The sequence below is a fragment of the Streptomyces sp. NPDC004629 genome (genome assembly GCF_042873595.1).
Taxonomy (GTDB): Bacteria; Actinomycetota; Actinomycetes; order Streptomycetales; family Streptomycetaceae; genus Streptomyces.
The window spans coordinates 77,421-100,170 of the sequence record NZ_JBIALO010000022.1; the positions used below are offsets into that span (position 1 = coordinate 77,421).

20 protein-coding genes are annotated in these 22,750 nt (G+C 71.2%); 14 read left to right on the forward strand and 6 right to left on the reverse strand.

Annotated elements, in window-relative coordinates; translation table 11 throughout:
* Window positions 1–70 precede the first annotated feature (70 nt).
* Window positions 71–1,558 carry an MFS transporter gene (locus ACFYTE_RS29310; RefSeq protein WP_388716690.1) on the forward strand — a complete coding sequence of 496 codons (1,488 nt, stop codon included), beginning with the start codon at window positions 71–73 and terminating at the stop codon, window positions 1,556–1,558.
* A gap of 425 nt (window positions 1,559–1,983) precedes the next feature.
* On the opposite strand, the gene ACFYTE_RS29315 is transcribed toward ACFYTE_RS29310, so the two are convergent.
* The gene (locus ACFYTE_RS29315) at window positions 1,984–2,811 is read right to left on the reverse strand and encodes a class I SAM-dependent methyltransferase (RefSeq protein ID WP_388716880.1); all 828 of its coding nucleotides are present in this window, start codon (window positions 2,809–2,811) and stop codon (window positions 1,984–1,986) included.
* Between the two features lie 52 nt (window positions 2,812–2,863).
* Here ACFYTE_RS29315 and ACFYTE_RS29320 point away from each other — a divergent pair, with 52 nt between their 5' ends.
* From ACFYTE_RS29320 to ACFYTE_RS29350, 7 genes are all read left to right on the forward strand, one after another.
* Window positions 2,864–3,583: a GntR family transcriptional regulator gene (locus ACFYTE_RS29320; protein WP_388716693.1), complete on the forward strand. Its 720-nt coding sequence runs from the start codon at window positions 2,864–2,866 to the stop codon at window positions 3,581–3,583.
* A 113-nt stretch (window positions 3,584–3,696) separates the two neighbouring features.
* Window positions 3,697–4,281, forward strand: coding sequence for a hypothetical protein (locus ACFYTE_RS29325; protein ID WP_388716695.1), 585 nt, complete (start codon window positions 3,697–3,699; stop codon window positions 4,279–4,281).
* Window positions 4,282–4,486: 205 nt separating this feature from the next.
* Window positions 4,487–5,293, forward strand: coding sequence for a hypothetical protein (locus tag ACFYTE_RS29330; RefSeq protein ID WP_388716698.1), 807 nt, complete (start codon window positions 4,487–4,489; stop codon window positions 5,291–5,293).
* A 135-nt stretch (window positions 5,294–5,428) separates the two neighbouring features.
* Complete coding sequence (gene cyaB, locus ACFYTE_RS29335; RefSeq protein WP_388716701.1) at window positions 5,429–6,118, forward strand: class IV adenylate cyclase; 690 nt, start codon at window positions 5,429–5,431, stop codon at window positions 6,116–6,118.
* 485 nt (window positions 6,119–6,603) lie between these two features.
* Window positions 6,604–8,391 (forward strand): DEAD/DEAH box helicase, encoded by a 1,788-nt coding sequence (locus ACFYTE_RS29340; protein WP_388716704.1) that lies wholly within the window; start codon window positions 6,604–6,606, stop codon window positions 8,389–8,391.
* Window positions 8,392–8,680: 289 nt separating this feature from the next.
* Entirely contained in the window at window positions 8,681–9,322 is a 642-nt protein-coding gene (locus tag ACFYTE_RS29345; RefSeq protein WP_388716707.1) for an IclR family transcriptional regulator, read from the forward strand.
* A gap of 197 nt (window positions 9,323–9,519) precedes the next feature.
* Window positions 9,520–10,311 carry a S16 family serine protease gene (locus tag ACFYTE_RS29350; protein WP_388716710.1) on the forward strand — a complete coding sequence of 264 codons (792 nt, stop codon included), beginning with the start codon at window positions 9,520–9,522 and terminating at the stop codon, window positions 10,309–10,311.
* Between the two features lie 130 nt (window positions 10,312–10,441).
* Here ACFYTE_RS29350 and ACFYTE_RS29355 read toward each other — a convergent pair whose 3' ends face one another.
* Window positions 10,442–10,921 (reverse strand): Lrp/AsnC family transcriptional regulator, encoded by a 480-nt coding sequence (locus ACFYTE_RS29355; RefSeq protein ID WP_388716713.1) that lies wholly within the window; start codon window positions 10,919–10,921, stop codon window positions 10,442–10,444.
* 138 nt (window positions 10,922–11,059) lie between these two features.
* Between ACFYTE_RS29355 and hppD the strand changes: the two genes are divergently transcribed.
* Window positions 11,060–12,214, forward strand: a complete 1,155-nt coding sequence (hppD, locus tag ACFYTE_RS29360) for a 4-hydroxyphenylpyruvate dioxygenase (protein ID WP_388716716.1) — start codon at window positions 11,060–11,062, stop codon at window positions 12,212–12,214.
* Between the two features lie 91 nt (window positions 12,215–12,305).
* Here hppD and ACFYTE_RS29365 read toward each other — a convergent pair whose 3' ends face one another.
* Window positions 12,306–13,766 (reverse strand): tetratricopeptide repeat protein, encoded by a 1,461-nt coding sequence (locus tag ACFYTE_RS29365; protein ID WP_388716718.1) that lies wholly within the window; start codon window positions 13,764–13,766, stop codon window positions 12,306–12,308.
* Between the two features lie 92 nt (window positions 13,767–13,858).
* Here ACFYTE_RS29365 and ACFYTE_RS29370 point away from each other — a divergent pair, with 92 nt between their 5' ends.
* The gene (locus tag ACFYTE_RS29370) at window positions 13,859–15,265 is read left to right on the forward strand and encodes an FAD-binding oxidoreductase (protein WP_388716720.1); all 1,407 of its coding nucleotides are present in this window, start codon (window positions 13,859–13,861) and stop codon (window positions 15,263–15,265) included.
* Between the two features lie 19 nt (window positions 15,266–15,284).
* Here the strand turns inward: ACFYTE_RS29370 and ACFYTE_RS29375 are convergent, their stop codons facing one another.
* Window positions 15,285–15,698 (reverse strand): SsgA family sporulation/cell division regulator, encoded by a 414-nt coding sequence (locus ACFYTE_RS29375; protein WP_388716722.1) that lies wholly within the window; start codon window positions 15,696–15,698, stop codon window positions 15,285–15,287.
* Window positions 15,699–15,939: 241 nt separating this feature from the next.
* Here ACFYTE_RS29375 and ACFYTE_RS29380 point away from each other — a divergent pair, with 241 nt between their 5' ends.
* Window positions 15,940–17,499 (forward strand): RDD family protein, encoded by a 1,560-nt coding sequence (locus ACFYTE_RS29380; RefSeq protein WP_388716725.1) that lies wholly within the window; start codon window positions 15,940–15,942, stop codon window positions 17,497–17,499.
* 127 nt (window positions 17,500–17,626) lie between these two features.
* Window positions 17,627–18,391 carry an RDD family protein gene (locus ACFYTE_RS29385; RefSeq protein WP_388716728.1) on the forward strand — a complete coding sequence of 255 codons (765 nt, stop codon included), beginning with the start codon at window positions 17,627–17,629 and terminating at the stop codon, window positions 18,389–18,391.
* An 85-nt stretch (window positions 18,392–18,476) separates the two neighbouring features.
* Here the strand turns inward: ACFYTE_RS29385 and ACFYTE_RS29390 are convergent, their stop codons facing one another.
* On the reverse strand, window positions 18,477–18,764 hold the full coding sequence (locus ACFYTE_RS29390; RefSeq protein ID WP_388716731.1) for a hypothetical protein: 288 nt from the start codon (window positions 18,762–18,764) through the stop codon (window positions 18,477–18,479).
* Window positions 18,765–19,161: 397 nt separating this feature from the next.
* On the opposite strand from ACFYTE_RS29390, the gene ACFYTE_RS29395 reads away from it, so the two are divergent.
* The gene (locus ACFYTE_RS29395) at window positions 19,162–21,513 is read left to right on the forward strand and encodes an immune inhibitor A domain-containing protein (protein ID WP_388716734.1); all 2,352 of its coding nucleotides are present in this window, start codon (window positions 19,162–19,164) and stop codon (window positions 21,511–21,513) included.
* A 121-nt stretch (window positions 21,514–21,634) separates the two neighbouring features.
* The gene (locus ACFYTE_RS29400; protein ID WP_388716738.1) at window positions 21,635–21,994 is read left to right on the forward strand and encodes a hypothetical protein; all 360 of its coding nucleotides are present in this window, start codon (window positions 21,635–21,637) and stop codon (window positions 21,992–21,994) included.
* A gap of 163 nt (window positions 21,995–22,157) precedes the next feature.
* Here the strand turns inward: ACFYTE_RS29400 and ACFYTE_RS29405 are convergent, their stop codons facing one another.
* Window positions 22,158–22,742, reverse strand: a complete 585-nt coding sequence (locus ACFYTE_RS29405) for an isochorismatase family protein (RefSeq protein ID WP_388716741.1) — start codon at window positions 22,740–22,742, stop codon at window positions 22,158–22,160.
* Window positions 22,743–22,750 lie beyond the last annotated feature (8 nt).

Below are 22,750 nucleotides of genomic sequence, written 5' to 3' on the forward strand. Positions count from 1 at the left end.
ACCAAGGTCGCAGGCGGGGGGAGACCCGCGACAGGGGTCAATGTCGGTTGCGGGCCTTACGCTGGCCGTCATGACCGTCCATGAGCCGCGCGACACCGAGGTCGCAGCCGAACCCGCAGCCGAACCCGCAGGCAGACCCGACGAAGGAGTGCTGGGCCGAACGTACCGGGCGCTGAGCGTCGGGATCGTCTCGGTGGTGCTGCTGATCGCGTTCGAGGCGACCGCGGTGGGCACGGCGATGCCGGTGGCCGCGCGGGAGTTGGACGGGGTGTCCCTGTACGCGTTCGCGTTCTCCGGATACTTCACCACCAGCCTGTTCGGCATGGTGCTCGCGGGACAGTGGTCGGACCGGCGGGGGCCGCTGGGCGCGCTGACCACGGGGATCGGCTCCTTCGCGGTGGGGCTGGTGGTGGCCGGGGCCGCCGGTTCGATGTGGGTGTTCATCCTGGGGCGGGCCGTGCAGGGCCTGGGCGGCGGGCTGGTGATCGTCGCGCTGTACGTGGTCGTGGGCCGGGCCTACCCGGAGCGGTTGCGTCCCGCGATCATGGCGGCGTTCGCGGCCGGCTGGGTCGTCCCGTCGATCGTCGGCCCGCTCGCCGCCGGCGCGGTCACCGAGCACCTGGGCTGGCGGTGGGTGTTCCTGGCGATCCCGGTGCTGGTCGTGCTCCCGCTGGCGCTCGCGCTGCCGCAGATACGACGGCGCGCGGCCGGTCCCGTGGGCACCGACGCCCGGACGGACGGCACCGCGTCCGGCGGCAAGGCGTCCGGCTCCGTCGACCGGCGGCGCATCCGGTTCGCGTTCGCCGTCTCCCTGGGCGCCGGGCTGCTCCAGTTCGCCGCGCAGGACCTGCGCTGGATCTCCCTCGTCCCGGGGGCGGCGGGCGCGGCGCTGCTGGTGCCGGCCGTGCTCGGGCTGCTGCCCCGGGGCACCTACCGGGCGGCGCGCGGGCTGCCGTCCGTCGTGCTGCTGCGCGGTGTCGCCGCCGGGTCCTTCATCGCGGCCGAGTCGTTCGTGCCGCTGATGCTGGTGACCGAGCGGGGGCTGTCGCCGACGCTGGCCGGGTTCTCGCTGGCGGCGGGCGGCGGCACCTGGGCGCTGGGGTCCTGGGTGCAGTCCCGGCCGCGCGCCGAACCGTACCGGGAGCGGCTGATGACCGTCGGCATGGTGCTGACGGCGGCCGCGATCGCCGCCGCCCCCAGCGTGCTCGTGCCCGCCGTGCCGGCGTGGACCGTCGCCGTCGCCTGGGGATTCGGCTGCTTCGGGATGGGACTGGTGATCTCCTCCAGCAGTGTGCTCCTGCTGCGGCTGTCCGCCCCTGAGGAGGCGGGCGCCAACTCCGCCGCCCTCCAGATCTCCGACGGTCTGTCCAATGTCGTCCTGCTGGCGGGTGCGGGGGCCGCGTTCGCCGCGCTGGGGGGTGGCAGCATGGCGGCTTCCGCGGCCGAGACCGCCACCGGCGGCGCCGGCCACCCCGCCGCGTTCGCCGCGGTATTCCTGCCGATGGCCGCGGTGGCGTTGATCGGCGTCTGGGTGACGACGCGGCTGCGCACCCGCTGAGCGACCGCGGACGGACGCGGATGGGCATCCGCCCCGGCCCGTCGGCACGTGGGGCGCCGTCGGTGGGGTGGTGGGGCGCGTCGAGTCTCCTGCCCGACCCGGACAAGGATCAGGGATGAGCACGCCGTCAGACCAGAGCGGCAGTGTGGTGATCCGGTCCCGGGAGGTGTGGGACGCTCTGCGTCGTGGAGGGCACGCTCAACGAGGTTGCCCACCAGGTGAAGACGACCGGCAAGGACCACGGCAAGCAGTTCGAAGACCTCACGCAGCGGGTCCGGGTCCTGGAGGAGATGCGGTGGCGCGGCCGGCGCCGGCGCCGCGCTCGGCACCGTCGCCGGCATCGGCATCCAGTTGCTCACCCGCTGAACCACGAAGCCCCCTGTACGGCCACGGCCGTACGGGGGGCGTTTTCACGTCTGCGGTCATCAGCGCGGGCGCCACCCTAGGGCGAGAAGGTGTGAGCTGGCGGCTAGAAGTTCGGGGTATGCCTCTGCCATCCTCGCTGCTGTCAAGACCGATTGGAAGAGCGGCGTGTCCCGGAAGGGCTGGCCTGTGTTCCGTTCTGCCGCTGCGAGCATCGACCAGGCAGGACCTTCGATGCCGTGCACGCGAGTGTCCATGAACCCGGAAGCTGTGACCTCGTCGCACAGTTGTTCGCCGCTGTGGAAGTAGGCCGCCGTGAACGCCTTCTTCCCGTCATGGACCTGCGACTGCAGGATGCCACTGATGCTTGCCTTGACGGGCTCCTTGTGCAGGTGGGCGAATGCGGCGTGCTCGAACAAACTGCTGTACCGGTTGATGCCGGCGACCGCGAGCAGACCGCCGGGCCGCAGTACACGGTATGCCTCGGCCAGTGCCTGGTCGCGGTCATCGCGCTCGATCAGGTGGTACAGCGGGCCAAGCAGCAGCACGACATCAGCCGACTGGTCCGGGGCTGTAAGGGCCCGTGCGTCGCCCAGTTCGGCGCTGAGGCCCTGGGTCACAGCCTGGTCGATGTGCCGGGGGATCGGGTCGACCAGATGGACGTCGTAGCCGTCGTCGGCCAGCCAGCGCGCGTGGGCGCCCGGGCCGCCGCCTACATCGAGCACGCCGGCGGGTGCCGGCGGCAGGTGTCGGCGGAGCAGTTCTTGCGTCCGGATCATTTCCAGCTGGCCGTCGGCCGCCGTCACCAGCCGTTCGGCCTCCGTGATCTTGTGGGTGTAGAAGTCGTACACCTCTGACTGGAGCTGTGGTGTTGGCTCACGAGTCGGCATGGACGGCAGTATGGACGCCAGCAGGTGGACCAGTCCAGTGATCGGAAGTTGCATGCCCCAGCTGAAGTACGAGCAGATCGCCGAAGACCTCCGGACCCGCATTGCCAACGGCGAGTTCGGGCCCGGCGACCTGCTGCCGTCCGGGCGCGACCTTGCTGAGCAATGGGCTGTCTCCCGCGCGACCGTCGTCAAGGCGTACGACACCTTGAGGTCGGACGGGTTGGTCGTTGCCCGCCAGGGCTCTGGATTCACTGTCGTGGACACCCCGGTGGCCCGCCCGGCTGGCCACCGCCGTGCGGGATCTACCCGAATCGCCGGCGGCGCCCCGTACCGGCGCCTGGGCACCCCGGACCGGACCGCGCCGCCACCGCACGTGGCCGACGCCCTCGGGCTGAAGCCGGGAGTGGAGGCCCTGCGTCGGGTGCGTGTGGTGCTGCTCGATGACGGTGACGCCGGCACGCTGGTCACGGCCTGGTTTCCGCCGTCCGTCGCGGATGCAGCGCCGAGGTTGGCCGAAAGGGGCCCGATCCGGGAGGGGACCACGCACTACGTGCGCCGCGAGACGGGGCGTCGTCCCGTGGAGGGCATAGACACTCTGACGGTCCGTCTGGCGACAGCTGAAGAAGCCGAGATCCTTGGTATTGATCTGCCTGCGGCTGTCGCTGTCCTGCTGCACACCGCCATTGACCAGGATCATCGGCCGCTGGTGTGCGAGGAGGGCATTACCCCCGCAGCCGTCTTCGAGACCGTGGAGCGCTACCCGATGGAGTAGCTGTCCCCACATACCGGTTGACTGGACTGGTCCACCGGTCCACTCTCGTGGGTGCGCGGTGTTCGCCGCGCCTATACGCCTGGGTGGAGCCCAGCCAAGTGAAGGGCGCTCGGATGACCAACGACGACAGCCTTCGGGCTTTACCGCCTGTCGATGCTGGACCCGGGGTCCTTGTCCCCACATCCGCCGACCGGCAGCTGGCGACCGAGCACTGGTTGCTGGCGACGCTCGACGGCCCGTACCGCAACCGGGCCCGGCTGGAATGGCAGGAGCACGGAGTGGCCCTGCTGCCGCTCGGAACGCTCTTCTCAGCGGTCCGGCTCCCGGGGCGCCTGGTGGAGGCCGCGGCCGGCCACCCTTTGGCGCCCGCGGACGTGGACACGTACTTTGCCGAATCCCTTGATGGCGGCCCCGTCAACCACGACCCCCACGGACAGCGCTACTACGCGCTGGTGCCTGCCACCATGCCCGCGACATGGAAGAAGGAGGTCGACGACTGGCGGGTGGTGGACGTCGACTGCCTGGGGCGCGGTACCTATCTGGGCGTCCCCCGAGTAACTGCTACGCGCGGAGCGCAGGTCCGCGCGTCCTACTGGTCCGTTCCCATCGGCTCGGCCGCGCTGCTCTGCGCGCCGCTTACCGTCGCCCGGCTGATCGCTGGCGGGCGGCACCGGATGTCCCAGGAGCCGGAGGCATGACGCCGCCGCCCCGGTCCGCGGGTGGGACCGCGAGGCCGGAAGGCGTGCCACTGATCGGGGCCGGACGTCCTGGCCGACGACGGATGGTCGTTGTGCACCTGGTCACGCTGCTTCTGCTGGGCGGCGCGCTCGTCTGGGGCATCGCCAACTCCCACGGCTGACTGCCCCCAAGTGCAGGGTCTCCGGGCCCTGTGAGGAGTGAGGTATGTCTGGTTCGACGTTCTCCACCGTGCTCAAGACCTCTCCCCGCTACATCGACATCGCGGCCAACGCGCATGGGGAGGAGAAGGCGTTTTTAGCGCTGCAGGCGCTCAAGCGGTTACGCGACGGCAGTCCGCATCTGGTCGAGGTGGGGCCGGGGGGCGGATCGGCCGTCGCCTATCTGGCTTCACAGCTTGCCTCTGACGAACATCACGGCACCGGCGTCCGGCTCACGCTGGTCGAGGTGCCAGGCGTGGCATCGGGCTCACTCGTCGACGCCATGGACGAGTTCAACCGTGCGGGCGGCAGCTGCCAGTTGGTCACCGGCTTTGCCCAGGACATCGGGACGGTGCTCGGCGAGCCCGTCGACGTCATCAGCACATCCGCGCTGCTGCACGAGGTCTACTCCTACGGCGGCGGCTACAGCGGTCTGCACGCCGTGATGCGTACCCTGCCCACGGTGCTTCGGCCTTACGGCATGTTCGCCTACCGCGACGTGTACGCCGTCAAGGCGTCTTCCCTGCACGACCGTTCACTTCAGACCTACACGTCCCGGTCCTGGATCAAGTTCCTGCGCCTGTTCGTGCCGCAGTACCTGCGCGAGGGAACACACCCGTACCACTCCGCCGCCGACATGGTCGTCTGCCGGCAGAACTCCCGGATCGTCCCGACCGACCAGCTCGACGAGCGCACGGCCGTGGTCGTCACAGCACCCGTCGGCATCTTCCGGGAGGTGCAGCGCCACTACATCACCCTGCGGGGGACTGGATCGACGCGAAGCACGGCCACAAGCGGGTCCACTACGCCCTGACAGACACCGACTGGTTACCGGCCTCCCAGAAGTCCATGCTGCTCGCCCTCAGCGAGCGCTACCTGGACCATTTCACCGTGGACGGGGACGTCTTCGACGAGTGCACAGACGGGAAGGACGCGAGACGTACGCCTAATGACCCTCGACGGCCTGCTGGCCGCCGTCGCCGTCCACTCGACCGAGGCCGCACAGGACGAGCGCACCGTCTTGATGCCCGTTCGCGTGACCGATGTCCTCCGCCGGGACCGCGCGTACTACTTCGAAGTGGAGCGCAAGCGGCGGCTCCCCGACGACGGGGCCCGCCTGGTGCAGCAGCTGGTGGACCTCGGCTGGACAGCCTCCGAGCCACAGACCGAGACCGACACCTACTACAGCCGGCCCGACGTCGACTACATGCAGACCGTCGAGTGTCTGCGGGTACGCCGCCGCGGGAGCTTCGCAGAAGTCACCTACAAGCCACCGTCCACCGCGGCCACTCACAGCACGGACAGCGTGATCTCGAAGCCGGAGACCAACGTTCACCTCGCCACGGCAAGCCAGGCCGCGCAGGCCGACCAGCTGCTGCAGGCCATCGGCATGCGGCCCCTGGTCCGCGTGGAGGAGAACCGGACGCCGTACAGCCACGCGCTGCACCCGGGCGTCACGGTTGCCATCGACAAGGTCGCCGGCGCCGGCGCCTTCGTCGAGACAGAAGCCATCAGCGTGGACGCCGAAGCCGCAGCAGAGGCCGTCGAGCAGACGGAAAAGGATCTCCAGGTCACGGACTTGCCCACAGTGGACCTCCCGTACCGGGATCTCGTACTTCAGAGCGCCCAGGGGGTCTGAGTCCTCCGGTGCAGCACCCGCGTCGAGGTAGCGGTTAGCCCTGTCTGATCCGCTGCCCCGCGCACAGGCGGGGCCAATTCATGTCTTAATTCCGCTATGGGGACGGCGATGCCAGTGGCCGCGCGGGAGCTGGGCGGGGTGTCCCTGTACGTCCCTGTCTGTCGGTGGTGAGGTGCTGTCTGTGGGGTGGTGGGGGCGCGTCGAGTCTCCGCTCGTGCGGCGGTGTGGTGCTCCGGCCGCCCGTCGGCGGGTGGGGCACCGTCCGCCGGTGTGCGCGCAGGCGCAACCGCCGTGGCGCCGGGTGTCTCCTGTGACGTCTGTCCCACCCGCGGGCGACCCGGCCCGGTTCGCGCGTGGGTGGCCGTGGGGCGCCGGTAGGGTGGCCCGGTTGTCATACCCAGCCGAGCCGCCCGACCCTCACCCATGACCGCCGTGGCCGAACCGCTGTGCGCGGCCCACTGATTCGACCCTGTGCACCGGAGACCGTGACTACCGCCGCTTCCTCCCACCATCTTTCCCCCGCCTTCCCCGGCCGCGCTCCCTGGGGCACCGCCAGCAAACTGCGCGCGTGGCAGCAGGGGGCGTTGGAGAAGTACGTCCAGGAGCAGCCGCGTGACTTCCTCGCCGTCGCCACGCCCGGCGCCGGCAAGACGACCTTCGCGCTGACCCTGGCGTCCTGGCTGCTGCACCACCATGTCATCCAGCAGGTGACCGTGGTCGCGCCGACCGAGCACCTGAAGAAGCAGTGGGCGGAGGCGGCGGCGCGGATAGGGATCAAGCTGGACCCCGAGTACAGCGCGGGCCCGCTCGGCAAGGACTACGACGGGGTCGCCGTGACGTACGCCGGTGTCGGTGTGCGTCCGATGCTGCACCGCAACCGCGTCGAGCAGCGCAAGACCCTCGTGATCCTCGACGAGATCCACCACGCCGGCGACTCCAAGTCCTGGGGCGAGGCATGCCTGGAGGCGTTCGAGCCCGCCACGCGGCGGCTCGCGCTCACCGGCACCCCCTTCCGTTCCGACACCAACCCCATCCCCTTCGTCGCGTACGAGGAGGGGCAGGACGGAATCCGGCGGTCCGCCGCCGACTACACGTACGGCTACGGGTCCGCGCTGTCGGACGGGGTGGTGCGACCCGTCATCTTCCTCTCCTACAGCGGCAACATGCGCTGGCGCACCAAGGCCGGCGACGAGGTCGCCGCCCGGCTCGGCGAGCCCATGACGAAGGACGCCGTCAGCCAGGCCTGGCGCACCGCGCTCGACCCGCGCGGCGACTGGATGCCGAGCGTGCTGCGCGCCGCCGACCAGCGGCTCACCGAGGTCAGGAAGGCCATCCCGGATGCGGGCGCGCTGGTCATCGCCACCGACCAGGACTCGGCGCGCGCCTACGCCAAACTCATCCGGGAGATCACCGGCAGCCGTGCGACGGTCGTCCTGTCCGACGACATCGGCGCCTCCAAGAAGATCGACGAGTTCAGCGAGGGCACCGACCGCTGGATGGTCGCCGTCCGCATGGTGTCCGAGGGCGTCGACGTGCCCCGGCTCGCGGTCGGCGTGTACGCCACGACCATCTCCACGCCGCTCTTCTTCGCGCAGGCCGTCGGCCGGTTCGTGCGCTCCCGGCGGCGCGGCGAGACCGCCTCCGTCTTCCTGCCGACCATTCCCGACCTGCTCACCTTCGCCAACGAGATGGAGGTCGAGCGCGACCACGCACTCGACAAGCCGAAGAAGGAGGGCGAGGAGGACCCGTACGCCGAGTCCGAGAAGGAGATGGAGGAGGCGAACAAGGAGCAGGACGAGGACACCGGCGAGCAGGACATGCTGCCCTTCGAGGCGCTGGAGTCCGACGCCGTCTTCGACCGGGTGCTCTACGACGGTGCCGAGTTCGGCATGCAGGCCCACCCGGGCAGCGAGGAGGAACAGGACTATCTGGGCATTCCGGGCCTGTTGGAGCCCGACCAGGTGCAACTGCTGCTGCAGAAGCGGCAGGCACGGCAGATCGCGCACAGCCGCAAGAAACCGGACACCGAGGCCGACCTGCTCGAACTGCCCGCCGAGCGGCGGCCGGTGGTCAGCCACAAGGAGATGATGGAGCTGCGCAAGCAGCTCAACACGCTGGTCAGCGCGTACGTTCATCAAAGCGGCAAGCCGCATGGCGTGATCCACACCGAGCTGCGGCGGGTGTGCGGCGGGCCGCCGAGCGCCGAGGCGACGGCGGGGCAGCTGCGGCAGCGGATCGCCAAGGTGCAGGAGTGGGCCACGCGGATGCGGTGACACGGGCGTTTCGTGCGGGGAGCGTATCGGGACGAACACGGTTGGTTCATACCGGGAGCCGCCCGGATTCTGGACGGAGGCTTCCGCTCAGCGAACCGGCTTCGCTACTGTCCGGATACGCACACGCCCCGTGGCAGCGCCGCCGCGGAGCGCAGCCGTGAAGCGACTGGGCCCGGAGCCGCCGGGCCGTCCTGCCGATCGGCGGCCTCTGAAACGCCTCGCCGACGGGACTCGGTGACGCAACCGCCACCAGTGGGTCGCCGACCTCACCACCTAAGGAGTGGGCGTCGTGACCGCGGAGACCTCTCAGACGCTCGACAGGGGACTGCGGGTCCTCAAGCTGCTGGCCGACACGGACCACGGGCTGACCGTCACCGAGCTTTCCCATCGACTGGGCGTGAACCGGACCGTGGTGTACCGGCTGCTCGCCACGCTCGAACAGCATGCGCTCGTCCGGCGCGACCTGGGCGGGCGAGCCCGGGTCGGACTGGGCGTGCTGCGGCTCGGCCGGCAGGTGCATCCGCTGGTACGGGAGGCAGCGCTGCCCGCGCTGCGGTCGCTGGCCGAGGACATCGGGGCGACGGCCCATCTCACGCTGGTGGACGGCTCGGAGGCGCTGGCGGTCGCCGTCGTGGAGCCTACGTGGACGGACTATCACGTGGCCTACCGGGCGGGGTTCCGGCATCCGCTGGACCGCGGGGCCGCGGGCCGGGCGATCCTCGCGGCCCGGCAGGCGCCGCCCGCCGACCCCGGCTACACCCTGACCCAGGGCGGGTTGGAGGCCGGGGCCTGCGGGGCGGCGGCGCCCCTGGTCGGGGTGACCGGGGTGGAGGGCAGCGTCGGCGTGGTCATGCTGGCGGATTCCGTTCCGGAGCGGGTCGGTCCCCGGGTCCTGGACGCGGCCCGCGAGGTCGCCGAGGCTCTTCGTTGACGGGGCCTTCGGCGTGCGGCACCCTCGACCCGTACGGCCGGTGATCGGGTGCGGGTGCGTTGTGGCTTGTGGCGCAGTTCCCCGCGCCCCTGACGGGCGCGGTCCCCACTGGCGGTGCCGTCCGGCGGGGCGTTTGCCGTGGTGGGTGGGGTCGGGCGGGCGGTGGCCCGGTGGGCGGGTCGCGTTAGATTGACCCCGTGCTCTCTCGTCTCACGCGTCTCCAGGCCGTCGCCGTCTGTGCCCTGCCCGTCGCGGCACTGATCGCCACCGCGGTCTTCGTGCCGCTGCCGTTCTCGGTGGCGCAGCCCGGGATGACGGCGAACGTGCTCGGCGCGAACAGGGGCACCGAGGTGATCACGATCTCCGGTGCGCCGAGCCGGCGGACGAGCGGCGAGCTGCGGATGACGACCATCGAGGCCACCTCCCCGGACGCGGACGTCTCACTCGGCGACGTGATCGACAACTGGTTCCGCACGGACCGGGCGGTCATGCCGCGCGACTCGGTCTATCCGAGCGGGAACACCGTCAAGGAGATCGAGCGGCACAACGTCGAGCAGATGCAGCAGTCCCAGGACGCCGCCACCCGGGCCGCGCTGGGCTACCTCGACCTGACCGACAAGAACATCAAGGTCACATTGAAGCTCGCGGACGTCGGCGGCCCCAGCGCCGGCCTGCTGTTCTCCCTCGGGATCGTCAACAAGCTGGACGGCGACGGCAGCGGCGGCGACCTCACCGGCGGGCGCACCATCGCCGGCACGGGCACGATCGACACCGACGGGACCGTCGGCGCGGTGGGCGGCGTGGCCCTGAAGACACAGGCGGCCCGCCGGGACGGGGCGACGGTGTTCCTGGTGCCGAAGGCGGAGTGCGCCGACGCCAAGGCGGAACTGCCGAAGGGGCTGCGGCTGATCCCCGTCACCACGCTCAAGGGCGCGGTGGACTCCCTGGTCGCCCTGGAGAAGAACAAGCCCTCGGTCCCGAACTGCTAGGCGCTCCGCTGGCTGGGCCGCGCTGTGTCGTCGGTCGGCTGCGGCATCGTCGTGGCTGGTCGCGCAGTTCCCCGCGCCCCTTCGGGGCGCGGTCGTACCGCAACGAACTTCGCCGTGCTCCGCGCCCCCTTCAGGGCGCTGCCCGGTCCTGTGACGCCTGCTCCACCAGCGGGATGATCCGCAGCGGAACCGGGTTCTCCATGACGATCGCCGTGGCGGCCCGGACGATGCCCTCGAAGCCGACGACCCGGTCGATCACCCGCTGGAGATCGGCGTTCGAGCGGGCCACCAGACGGCACAGCATGTCCCCGGTCCCGGTGGTGGTGTGCAGCTCAAGCACCTCCGGCACGGACGCCAGGTGCGCCCGCACGTCGGGCCCTTGGCCCTGCCGGATCTCCAGCGTGGCGAAGGCGGTGACGGGATAGCCGAGGGCCGCCGGATCCACCTGCGGGCCGAAGCCGCGGATGACACCGTTCGACTGAAGCCGGTCCAGCCGCGCCTGCACGGTGCCCCGGGCGACACCCAGCCGGCGGGACATCTCCAGCACCCCGATCCGCGGCTCCCGCGCCAGCAGGACGATGATGCGCCCGTCCAGATGATCGATCGCCATCACGCCTCCCGCGGTGGTCATCATGTGCGGTGGTCAGCATGTACAGGAAGACCGCCGATACGGCCGTTCGGCCCTACAGACTGCCCAGTGGATACGCAAACTATTGCGCACCTTGCAGGCCGGAGCCAGGCTTCGGTCATGGCCGTAATCGACGCGAACACACACCACACTCCCGACACCGCACGGCAGGCCGACCCCTTCCCGGTCAAGGGAATGGACGCGGTCGTCTTCGCCGTGGGCAACGCCAAGCAGGCCGCGCACTACTACTCCACCGCCTTCGGCATGCGGCTGGTCGCCTACTCGGGACCGGAGAACGGCAGCCGCGAGACGGCGAGCTACGTCCTGGAGAACGGCTCCGCCCGCTTCGTGTTCACTTCCGTGATCAAGCCCGCAACCGACTGGGGCCGCTTCCTCGCGCAGCACGTGGCCGAGCACGGCGACGGCGTCATCGACCTCGCCATCGAGGTGCCGGACGCGCGCGCCGCCCACGCCTACGCCGTCGAGCACGGCGCCCGCTCCGTGACGGAGCCGTACGAACTGAAGGACGAGCACGGCACGGTCGTCCTCGCCGCGATCGCCACGTACGGCGAGACCCGGCACACCCTGGTGGAACGCTCCGGGTACGACGGGCCCTACCTGCCCGGTTACACCGCCGCCGACCCGATCGTCGAGCCCCCCGCCCAGCGGACCTTCCAGGCCGTCGACCACTGCGTCGGCAACGTCGAACTCGGCCGCATGAACGAGTGGGTCGGCTTCTACAACAAAGTCATGGGCTTCACGAACATGAAGGAGTTCGTGGGCGACGACATCGCGACCGAGTACAGCGCCCTGATGTCCAAGGTCGTGGCCGACGGCACGCTCAAGGTCAAGTTCCCGATCAACGAGCCCGCGCTCGCCAAGAAGAAGTCCCAGATCGACGAGTACCTGGAGTTCTACGGCGGCGCCGGCGTCCAGCACATCGCCCTCAGCACCAACGACATCGTGCAGACCGTCCGCACCATGCGCGCGGCCGGCGTCGAGTTCCTCGACACCCCCGACGCCTACTACGACACCCTCGGCGACTGGGTTGGCGACACCCGCGTCCCGGTCGACACCCTCCGTGAGCTGAAGATCCTCGCCGACCGAGACGAGGACGGCTATCTGCTGCAGATCTTCACCAAGCCGGTCCAGGACCGCCCGACCGTCTTCTTCGAGATCATCGAACGCCATGGCTCGATGGGCTTCGGCAAGGGCAACTTCAAGGCCCTGTTCGAGGCGATCGAGCGGGAGCAGGAGCGGCGCGGCAACCTCTAGCCCAATCCTCTAGCCCCGTTCGGCACAGGCCCGGGACGCGGGATTCGGGGGACCCCTCGGCGGCACCTCGCCGGGGGGTCCCCGAGGTGGGTCACCAGGCGGGGGCCGGGTCGTCCGGGGGATCGCCCAGGGACTGCAGGGCCCTTCTCGCCTCGGCCGCCCGGATCGGGGAGAAGTACGGGTTGACCTGCAGGGCCTCCTTGAGATGGCGGCGGGCGGAGGAGTACTCGCCCAGGTCGCGTTCGATCATGCCGCGGTGGAAGACGTACAGCGCGCTGCGCACCCCGCCGCCCTTCGTCTTGTCCGTCGCCTTCTCCGCGTACTCCAGCGCCTCCTCCGGGTCCCCGGACCGGTACAGCGCCCAGCCCAGCGCGTCCGCCACCTCGATCCCCGGCTGCCGTTCCCACTCGTCGCGCAGCCGCCGCACCGCCTCCTGCGGGTCGCCGTGGTCCGCCTCGTACTGCCCGATGACCAGGTCGTCGTCGACCCCGCCCGCGAGGTCCCGGTCCGCCCGCTGCCGCAGCAGGTCGTACTGTGCCCGCGCCTCCGGCAGCATGCCCAGCGACTCGTACAGTTCGCCCAGTTCCAGCACGTACTGCGGGGACGGCTGACCCGCCAGCGCGAGGACATAGGTGTCCACGGCCTGTGCCGTGCGGCCCAGCGCGGCCAGTGCCCGCCCCTGCCCGGCGAGCGCGGCCCGCTGGTCCGGGTCCAGCCGGACGGCCGCCTCGAAGTGCCGCAGCGCGTCCTCCCGGTCCCCGCGCTCCCACGCCAGCTGCCCGGCCCGCTCCAGGTAGGCGGCCTGTTCGGCGGGGGTAGCGGCGGTCGCCGCGGCGTCCGCGACCTGTGCCGCCGCGTCCTCCCGCCAGCCCCGGTCGCGGTAGACGGCGGAGGCCCGCGCCATCACCGCCGGGCGTTCGGCGGGCGAGGTGCGCAGTTCCATCAGCTTGTCCAGCGTGCCGCGGGCCGCCGCGTAGTCACCGAGTCCGGTGTAGGCCTCGATCAGCAGCGCGTACGTCGTCCAGCGCGTGGGCTGGAGCGTCAGCGCCTGCTCGCCCTGCCGCTTGGCCTCGCCGAAGTCCCGCCGGGCGTTGGCCAGCGCCGCCAGCCCCTCCAGTGCCTGCGCGTTGGCCGTCGGCTGCTCCCGCAGCGAGGCCTGCAGCGCGTTCTCGGCCCTCGGGAAGTTCCCGGCGTCCGCGGTTCTGCGTCCGCGCTCCACATAGGCCGTGCCCAGCACCGCCCACGCCTGTGCGTCCCGCGGGTGCGTCCGCAGATACAGCTCCCGGTCCCTGATGAGTGCCGTCAGGCCGGGCAGCGCGGCGGGCACCCCGGCGGTCACCGTCGTGAGCGGCGGCGGGCCCGGCGCGGGCGCGGGCGGCCGGTCCGGCGGCGGCTGCGGGGGCGGCAGCAGCATCAGCACCCCGACATACCCGGCGGCACCCGCGGTACCGGCCGTCACCAGGGTGACCAGCACCCGCCGCAGCACGCGGGAGCGCCGCCGCGGCGCCGCGGCCACCAGGGACGTGCCCGGCCCGGACTGTTCGTTCTCCATAGTCATACTGTGCGTTCATGTGACCGCAGTAGTCCGGCAGCCGAAGGCGCGTCCCCGATGGGGTTCACACCGATGGCCCCGGGTGCAAGGCTGTGATCATGAGCCGAACCGAAGCCGCACCCGACACAGGCATGGGCGACCTGACCGACCGGCTCCGCGCGGGTCTGCCGGCCGAGGCCGTCCTCACCGATCCCGATGTCACGACCTCGTACGCCAACGACATGGCGAGCTTCTGCCCGGCCGGCAGCCCGGCCGTGGTGGTGCTGCCGCGCACGGTCGAAGAGGTCCAGCACGTCATGCGCACCGCCACCGAACTACGCGTCCCCGTCGTCCCGCAGGGCGCCCGCACCGGCCTGTCCGGCGGCGCCAACGCCGCCGACGGCTGGATCGTGCTGTCCCTCACCAAGATGGACCGCATCCTGGAGATCAGCCCGGTCGACCGCGTCGCCGTCGTCGAGCCCGGAGTCGTCAACGCCACGCTCTCCCGCGCGGTCGAGGAGCGCGGCCTGTACTACCCGCCGGACCCCTCAAGCTGGGAGATGTGCACCATCGGCGGCAACATCGGCACCGCCTCCGGCGGCCTGTGCTGTGTGAAGTACGGGGTGACGGCCGAGTACGTGCTCGGCCTGGACGTCGTGCTCGCCGACGGCCGCCTGCTGTCCACCGGCCGCCGCACCGCGAAAGGGGTGGCGGGCTACGACCTGACCCGCCTGTTCGTCGGCTCCGAGGGCTCGCTCGGCATCGTCGTACGGGCCGTCCTCGCGCTGAAGCCCAAGCCGCCGCGGCAACTGGTGCTCGCGGCCGAGTTCGCCTCCGCGGCCGCCGCCTGCGACGCGGTGTGCCGGATCATGGCGGGCGGCCATGTGCCGTCCCTGCTGGAACTCATGGACCGCACGACGGTCAAGGCCGTCAACGACCTCGCTCACATGGGCCTCCCGGAGTCCACCGAGGCGCTGCTGCTGGCCGCGTTCGACACCCCCGACCCGGCCCCCGACCTGGCCGCCGTCGGCGCACTGTGCGAGGCCGCCGGCGCCACCGAGGTGGTCCCGGCCGAGGACGCCGCCGAGTCCGACATGCTGCTCCAGGCCCGCCGGCTGTCCCTGACCGCGCTGGAGGCGGTCAAGGGCACGACGATGATCGACGACGTGTGCGTGCCCCGCTCCCGGCTGGGCGAACTGCTGGAGGGCGTCGAGCGCATCGCCGGCAAGCACCGGCTGACCATCGGGGTGTGCGCGCACGCCGGCGACGGCAACACCCATCCCACCGTCTGCTTCGACGCCCAGGACGCCGAGGAGTCCCGGCGGGCCCGCGAGTCCTTCGACGAGATCATGGCCCTCGGCCTCAAGCTGGGCGGCACCATCACCGGTGAGCACGGCGTCGGCGTCCTGAAGAAGGAGTGGCTGGCCCGGGAGATCGGTCCGGTAGGCGTGGAGCTGCAGCGCGCCGTCAAGCAGGTCTTCGACCCGCTGGGCATCCTCAACCCGGGCAAGCTGTTCTGACCCCGCGCCGCCCTTGGCGTCACCGGGCGAGCAGCTGGTCGAGCGCGTCGTCGAGGCCCAGTTGCTCCGCCTCGGACCCCGGCGGCACCATCCGCAGCGTCCGCTCCAGCCAGGCGGACACCTGGGTGGTGGGCGCCTCCAGCAGTGCGTCGCCGTCGGGCGAGCTGAGCGCCATCAGCACGACGCTGCGGCCGCTCGCCTTGGTCGGCCACACCCGCACGTCCCCGTGCCCGCACGGCCGGAACACCCCCTCCACCAGCAGTTCGCGGGCGAACGTCCAGTTGACGGGCTGCTCGGAGTTGATGTGGAAGCTGATGTGGACGGCGTACGGGTCGTCGGTGCGGTAGGAGAGCCGCGCCGGGACCGGCACGCTGCGCTCCGGCGACAGGATGAGCCTCAGCTCCAGTTCGCGCTCCACCACGGTGCAGTGCATGACGTGCGGTTCCTCTCTCGGGCAGGTGTACGGGAGGCCGCGGGCGGTCCCGTACGAGTGGAGAGCGGGCGGGGGCGCGGACATTACGCGGGTTCGGAGAACTTTTTTCCACGGCCGTGCAGCCGGGGCGCGGGGATGCCCGGAAAGGGGTGGGTCCGGCCGGACTGGCCGTGGCGGGCCACCGGGTCTGATAGATGTGGAGGCCCCCAACCGACTTCCGAGCAGATACGGGACGACGGACATGAGCGCCCCAACCCCGGCCCCCGGCGACGACAGGCCTCGCGAGGGCTATTACCCGGACCCGTCCATCCCCGGCTACGTCCGGTACTGGAACGGGGCCGCCTGGGTGCCGGGCACCAGCCGGCCGGCTCCCCGGGACGGCGAACCGCTCACCCCGCCGCCCGGGACGCGTCCGGCCGCGCCCGCGGTCGAGGAGACCGGCCCGCACTTCTTCGACGAGGACCCGCAGCCGGAGCCCGCCGGACCGCAGCCGGAGCCCGCCGGGCCCGAGCCGGCGTCCGCGTGGGGTGCCGACCGGTCCCGGCAGTCCGGCTTCGGCGGCGAACCGGACCGCCGGGTCTCCTGGGGCGCGGACCCCCGGGCACCCGGGTCCGACCCGCGGGTGCCCGCCGATCCGCCGCCGCCGGAGGGCCGGGCCACCAGCACCGACGGCACGGCGACGATCCCGCCGGCCGAGTCCGGCGACCTGCCCGCGAGCGGCACGTTCGTCTTCCGCCGCCCCATCCCCGGTCCGGCCGCCGCGCCCGCCGCCGAGGACGAGGGCACCATGACCTTCCGCGCGGTGCCGCGCACCGGGGAGAAGGGCGCGGCGGCCCCCGCCGACCGGAGCGGGCCGCCCTTCGGCCCGCCCCCGGGGCAGCCGGGTCCGGCCGCCGGCGCGCGGGGCACCGCGGGACCGGCCGGGGCCGCCGGATCCGGCGCGGCGATCCCGGCGCAGGGCTCCGGCGCGGCCGGTTCCGCCTCCGCTCCCGCCGACGCTCCGGGCACGGGCGGCGCGGGTTCCCCCGGTGCTTCCCCCGCGGAGGGTTCCGGCGGGCCCGGGTTCGGGGCCGGCAAGGCCGCCGCGGCCCGTGCCGCGGCGGCGCAGGGCGAGGTCCGGGCGGCGGGCGCCGCGCCCCGGACCGCCGCTCCGTCCGTACCGCAGCAGCCCACCCCCGTGACCTCCGGGCCCGGCGGCGGGCAGTCCTCCTGGGCCCAGCAGGTGCACCGGCTCGCGGGCGGCGGCGACGAGCAGCCCGTGGCGCCCTGGAAGCCGCCCGTGGAGGACCCCTTCCAGGCGATGGCGCGGCGGCAGGCGGCGGCCCGGCCCGCGGCACTCGGCAAGCGGCTGGCGGCCCGGCTGATCGACACCGTGGCCGTCGGCGCCGTCACCGCCGTGGCCGCCGTGCCGCTCGGCACCAGGGCGGCCGACCACATCCAGGAGAAGATCGACGCGGCCAAGCTCTCCGGCCGCACGGTCACGGTCTGGCTGCTCGACGGCACGACGGGGACGTACCTCGGCATCGTCCTCGCGGTTCTCCTCCTCGCCGGTGTCCTCTACGAGGTGCTGCCCACCGCCAAGTGGGGCCGCACCCTGGGCAAGCGGCTGTGCGGCCTGGAGGTGCGGGACATCGAGGGCCATGAGCCGCCGGCCTTCGGCGTGTCCCTGCGGCGCTGGCTCGTGCACACCGTCCCGGGTCTGCTGGGCATCGGTGTCGTCGGCTTCGCCTGGTGCCTGTTCGACCGGCCGTGGCATCAGTGCTGGCACGACAAGGCGGCCCACACCTTCGTGGCGGGCTGACGGTGAATGCGAGGGGTCCTACGCCCGTTGCGGCAGGTGTGGGTCCGCCGTACGGCTTCTTCGATTCGGTACTCCGGATGGCCGCCCGCCGGATGCGGAATCGGGCGGTTCGCGGTCCACTCGGGCCATGAGCAGCGAACCGCCCCCCGGCTCAGGACAGCAGCCACCGGAAGAAGACCCGTTCAGGAAGCGGCCCCCGTCCGGCCCGGGGTCGGGCTCGCCCTACGACACCCCGCACGGCGGCCCGGCCGGTCAGCCCCCGCCCGGGGGTGGCGAAGGTGGCCAACCCCCGCCCGGGGGTGGCGAAGGCGGGCAGCCGCCACCGCCCGGCGGCGGTCAGCAGCCGCCTCCGTACGGAGGCGAGCAGCCCCCGCCCTACGGCGGCGGGCCCTATGGAGCCGGTCCCTACGGGGGCGGCGGTGGGCCCGCCGACCCGCTCGCCGGCATGCCCCCGCTCGCCGACAGCGGCAAGCGCACCCTCGCCCGCATCATCGACCTGATCCTGGTCGGCATCGTCGTCTGGCTGCTCACCTGGGCCTTCGGGGTGCGCGAGTACGAGGTGAACAGCGACCGGGTCGAGGTCGGCAAGTCGTTCGTGCAGTCGCTGATCGCCGCCGTGCTCTACATCGCCTACGACACCGTACTGATCTCCCGGACGGGCCAGACCCTGGGCAAGAAGTGGCTCGGCATGCGCGTGGCCAACCTGGACAACGGCTCCACGCCCTCCGTACAGACCGCGCTGGTGCGCGCGCTGGTGCTGTGGATCCCGTTCGCGTTCTGCTGCGCCTGCATCTGGACCGCGATCTGCGGCGGTTGGAGCTTCTTCGACCGGCCCTACAAGCAGGGCCTGCACGACAAGGCCGCCAAGACGGTGGTGGTCAGCGCCGGATGAGTCCGGCGGGCCGCACAAGCCGCCGGGGACGAACAGCAGTCGGCGGGTCCGTACCCTTCACGGACCCGCCGACTTCGTGTGTCACTCAGCGAGCGGTGGGCTCGCGCACGGGCTCGGCCACGGCGGCCACCGGCTTGCGCGGCGCCGGCACCACCCGCTCGGCGGTGGCCGGCGTCCCGGCCGCGGGGGCGGCCGTACGAGGCTTGGGCAGGGGAACCGTCAGGGCGACCAGCAGCCCCAGGGCGAGCGCCGCGAGGGCGATCACGGCGATCCCCGCTCCCGAACTCGTCTGCGACAGCAGCAGCATGGCGAGCGTCGAGAGGATCACGGTGCAGGAACCGTAGGCGAGCTGTGCGGCAGTCGGACGAGGCATGGCAATCGTGTCCTCGGAGGATATTGGGGTGAGGCGGGCAACCGGCCTGGCTTCTCCGCCGACTTCCGGGTGTTCCACATTCGACTCTATTCGCGTGCATGCCCGAGTGGAACGGCCGGTAAGCATGGCCTAACCCACGGTACCGGTGCACGGGGGGCGCACGGAGTCATGCATCCAGCAAGTGGACGGTCTCATGCGCCGGTTGGGTATGCCACAGGCATCCGGACGAACCAGCCCTGCCGCATAGTGCAGTTGACCTGCTCAAGTCAAGGTCTGTCTTTTCTCGTAAACCTCTAGTCAAATGTCGTCACTTGACTACACGCGTTGATCAGGCGCGCACGGACCTCCAAGCCAGGAACCCTCCATTCCGTGTGCGCGGCGCGGGGGAGGAACTCAAGTGACCAGCAGACCCTGGACGTTCAGAGTCGCCGCGGTCGGCGTTGCGCTCGCGGCGGCTTCGGCCTCGTTCGCGACCTTCGCCGTCGCGGAGGCGAGCACCACGGCCGCGTCGGCCGCCGCGAACCGGCACGACCCGGCCCCGGTGAAGCAGGAGACGCACGACCTCGACGGCCCGCTGAGCAAGACCCAGGAGGCCCAGCGCCAGGAGGCCCTCAACCAGGTCATCGCCGGCAAGGCCCGGGTGAAGGACCGCGACGGTTCGAAGGTGGTGCGGCTCGACAGCAAGAAGGGCGACAGCAAGTACGTCGAACTCGGCCGGGAGAAGACCGACAAGATCTTCACGATCCTGGTCGAGTTCGGCGACCAGGCCGACCCCCGGTACGGCGGCTCCGCCGGCCCGCTGCACAACGAGATAGCGGCGCCCGACCGCACCAAGGACAACAGCACCGACTGGAAGTCCGACTACAACCAGAAGCACTACGAGGACCTCTACTTCGGCACCGGCAAGAACACCGAGTCGCTGAAGAAGTACTACGAGAAGCAGTCCTCGGGCCGCTACTCGGTGGACGGCGAGGTCTCCGACTGGGTCAAGGTCCCCTACAACGAGGCCCGTTACGGCAACAACGCGTGCGGCGGCAGTACCTGCTCCAGCGTCTGGAACGTCGTCAGCGACGGCCTGAACGCCTGGGTCGCCGACCAGAAGGCGGCCGGCCGTTCCGACGCCGACATCCAGGCGGACGTGGTCCAGTACGACCAGTGGGACCGCTACGACTACGACGGCGACGGCGACTTCAACGAGCCCGACGGCTACATCGACCACTTCCAGGTCGTGCACGCCGGCGAGGACGAGTCCGCGGGCGGCGGCGTTCAGGGCACGGACGCCATCTGGGCCCACCGCTGGTACGCCTTCGGCACCGACGCCGGCGCCACCGGCCCCGAGCACAACAAGCTCGGCGGCGCGCAGATCGGCAGCACCGGCATCTGGGTCGGCGACTACACCATCCAGCCGGAGAACGGCGGCCTCGGCGTCTTCGCCCACGAGTACGGCCACGACCTCGGCCTGCCGGACGAGTACGACACCGCGGGCGGCGAGAACTCCACCGGTTTCTGGACCCTGATGTCGTCCGGCTCCTGGCTCGGCCGGGGCCAGCAGGCCATCGGTGACCTGCCCGGCGACATGAACGCCTGGGACAAGCTCCAACTGGGCTGGCTGAACTACGACGTGGCGAAGGCCGGCATCACGTCCTGGCACAAGCTGGGCCTCGCCGAGTACAACACCAAGCACCGGCAGGCTCTCGTCGTCACGCTGCCCGAAAAGGCCGTCACGACCGAGATCGCCACCCCGGCGCAGGGCGCGACGCAGTGGTGGAGCGGCAGCGGTGACGACCTCAAGAACACGCTGACCCGTTCCGTCGACCTGACCGGCACGTCCTCCGCCGTGCTGACCCTGGACGGCTGGTACGACATCGAGGCCGAGTACGACTACCTCTACACCGAGGTGTCGACCGACGGCGGCGCCAACTGGACCGCGCTCGACGGCACGGTGGACGGCCGGCCCATCCCGCGCGACGGCAGCGACAAGCCGGCCCTGACCGGCACGATCGACGGCTACACGAAGCTGTCGTACCCGCTGGACGCCTACGCGGGCCAGGAGTTCCAGCTGCGCTTCCGCTACCAGACCGACGGCGGAGTGGCGCAGAAGGGCTTCACGGCCGACCGGATCACCGTGACCGCGGACGGCGCGACGGTCTTCTCGGACGACGCGGAGAGCGCGGACGCGGCCTGGACGGCGAACGGCTTCTCCCGGGTCGGCGCTTCCTTCACGAAGGACTACAAGCAGTACTACATCGCCGAGAACCGCCAGTACGAGTCGTACGACACGACGTTGAAGACCGGCCCGTACAACTTCGGCTTCTCGACGACCCGTCCGGACTGGGTGGAGCACTACCCGTACCAGAACGGCCTGTTGATCTGGAAGTGGGACACCTCCCAGCAGGACAACAACACCGGCAGCCACCCCGGTACCGGTCTGATCCTCCCGGTCGACTCGCACCCGACCGCGCTGCGGTGGACCGACGGCACGCTGATGCGCAACCGCATCCAGGCCTACGACTCGACGTTCAGCCTGGAGCGCACGGACGGCATCACGCTGCACAAGGCGGACGTGCGGACCGTGATCAGGTCGTCGAAGGGGGTGTCGGTCTTCAACGATCACACCCACACCTACTACGACCCGGCCAACCCGGCCGGCGGTGTCAAGATCACTGACACCAACACCAAGATCAAGATCGACAAGCAGGCCAGGGATGGCTCGACGATCGAGATCGAGGTCGGTCCCGCGGTGAAGTAGTTTGCATCTGCGCAGGTCAGAGACGTATCGGCGGCGGCCCCTTGGCGGGTCGCCGCCGATCGTGTTTAGGTGCGTCCTGTGGCGCTCTTATTGACACTGACCGAAACGGGGATGTGACCGAATGGCCGCAGGAGGCTTCTGCAAGCTGCCGAACGGCACGGTGGTGGTGGCACTGAACCTGCCCAGCCCCGCCGCCGACGGCTCGTCCGCGGGTGCGCCCGCGTGCGGAGTGCGGGTGCTTGTGCATGCTCACAACCGGGCGCGGGCCCTGACCCGGCTGCGCAACCTGGGCATGCGGGCGGTGTATCTGCGGGGCAATGCGGCTCCGCCGACACCGGACGAGATCACGGCGGTCCTGCACCATCCGGACGGGCTGATATGGCGCACCGCGCCCGCCGCCGATGTCACGGCGGCGGATCTGGTGACCGAGCTGTGGCATCCGATCAGGGCCCTCCTACGCCCCAGCGCTCCGCTGGGTTAGGCGTGGGGGGTGTTGATCTTGCGGTGAGCTTGTGCGGCGGGGTCGAGCCTCTGTGCGCGGTTCCTCGCGGCCCTTTCGTGGGCGTCGGGGTTTCGGTTGGGTGCGGGTGCATTGTGGCTGGTCGCGCGGTTCCTCGCGGCCCTTTGGGGCGCCGGGCGCCGGGTCAGATTACTGGTTTGCCTGTGAGGGTTGCGCCTGCTTTGCGTAGGTCCTCGATCGCGCGCTCCGTTGTGTCCTCGGCCACCCCGGCGGTCAGGTCCAGCAGGACGTTCGTGCGGAACCCCTCCCGCACGGCGTCCAGGGCGGTGGCGCGCACGCAGTGGTCCGTGGCGATGCCCACCACGTCCACCTCGTCGACCGCACGCGCCCTGAGCCAGTCGGCCAGCGTGACGCCGTTCTCGTCGGTGCCCTCGAAGCCGCTGTAGGCCGCCGCGTACGCCCCCTTGTCGAAGACGGCGTCGACCGCACCGGAGGCGACCGCGGGCGCGAAGTTCGGGTGGAAGCCCACGCCCTCCGTGCCGGCGACGCAGTGCGCGGGCCAGGAGTGCACGTAGTCGGGGTTGTCGGCGAAGTGGCCACCGGGCGCGATGTGGTGGTCACGGGTCGCCACCACATGCCGGTAGCCGGCCGGTGCCTGGCCGATCAGCTCGGTGATGGCGGCGGCCACATCGGCACCCCCGGCCACCGCGAGACTGCCCCCCTCGCAGAAGTCGTTCTGCACGTCTACGACGATCAAGGCGCGGCGCATGGTCGGTG

Bases quoted from the DNA above. Each gene is read 5' to 3' on its own strand.
- ACFYTE_RS29320 (WP_388716693.1), top strand. From the start codon at position 2,864: ATGCCCCAGCTGAAGTACGAGCAGATCGCCGAAGACCTCCGGACCCGC.
- ACFYTE_RS29330 (WP_388716698.1), top strand. From the start codon at position 4,487: ATGTCTGGTTCGACGTTCTCCACCGTGCTCAAGACCTCTCCCCGCTAC.
- ACFYTE_RS29310 (WP_388716690.1), top strand. From the start codon at position 71: ATGACCGTCCATGAGCCGCGCGACACCGAGGTCGCAGCCGAACCCGCA.
- ACFYTE_RS29325 (WP_388716695.1), top strand. From the start codon at position 3,697: ATGACCAACGACGACAGCCTTCGGGCTTTACCGCCTGTCGATGCTGGA.
- ACFYTE_RS29355 (WP_388716713.1), bottom strand. From the start codon at position 10,921: ATGGCGATCGATCATCTGGACGGGCGCATCATCGTCCTGCTGGCGCGG.
- ACFYTE_RS29365 (WP_388716718.1), bottom strand. From the start codon at position 13,766: ATGGAGAACGAACAGTCCGGGCCGGGCACGTCCCTGGTGGCCGCGGCG.
- ACFYTE_RS29380 (WP_388716725.1), top strand. From the start codon at position 15,940: ATGAGCGCCCCAACCCCGGCCCCCGGCGACGACAGGCCTCGCGAGGGC.
- cyaB (WP_388716701.1), top strand. From the start codon at position 5,429: ATGACCCTCGACGGCCTGCTGGCCGCCGTCGCCGTCCACTCGACCGAG.
- ACFYTE_RS29405 (WP_388716741.1), bottom strand. From the start codon at position 22,742: ATGCGCCGCGCCTTGATCGTCGTAGACGTGCAGAACGACTTCTGCGAG.
- ACFYTE_RS29375 (WP_388716722.1), bottom strand. From the start codon at position 15,698: ATGCACTGCACCGTGGTGGAGCGCGAACTGGAGCTGAGGCTCATCCTG.
- hppD (WP_388716716.1), top strand. From the start codon at position 11,060: ATGGCCGTAATCGACGCGAACACACACCACACTCCCGACACCGCACGG.
- ACFYTE_RS29385 (WP_388716728.1), top strand. From the start codon at position 17,627: ATGAGCAGCGAACCGCCCCCCGGCTCAGGACAGCAGCCACCGGAAGAA.
- ACFYTE_RS29400 (WP_388716738.1), top strand. From the start codon at position 21,635: ATGGCCGCAGGAGGCTTCTGCAAGCTGCCGAACGGCACGGTGGTGGTG.
- ACFYTE_RS29390 (WP_388716731.1), bottom strand. From the start codon at position 18,764: ATGCCTCGTCCGACTGCCGCACAGCTCGCCTACGGTTCCTGCACCGTG.
- ACFYTE_RS29315 (WP_388716880.1), bottom strand. From the start codon at position 2,811: ATGCCGACTCGTGAGCCAACACCACAGCTCCAGTCAGAGGTGTACGAC.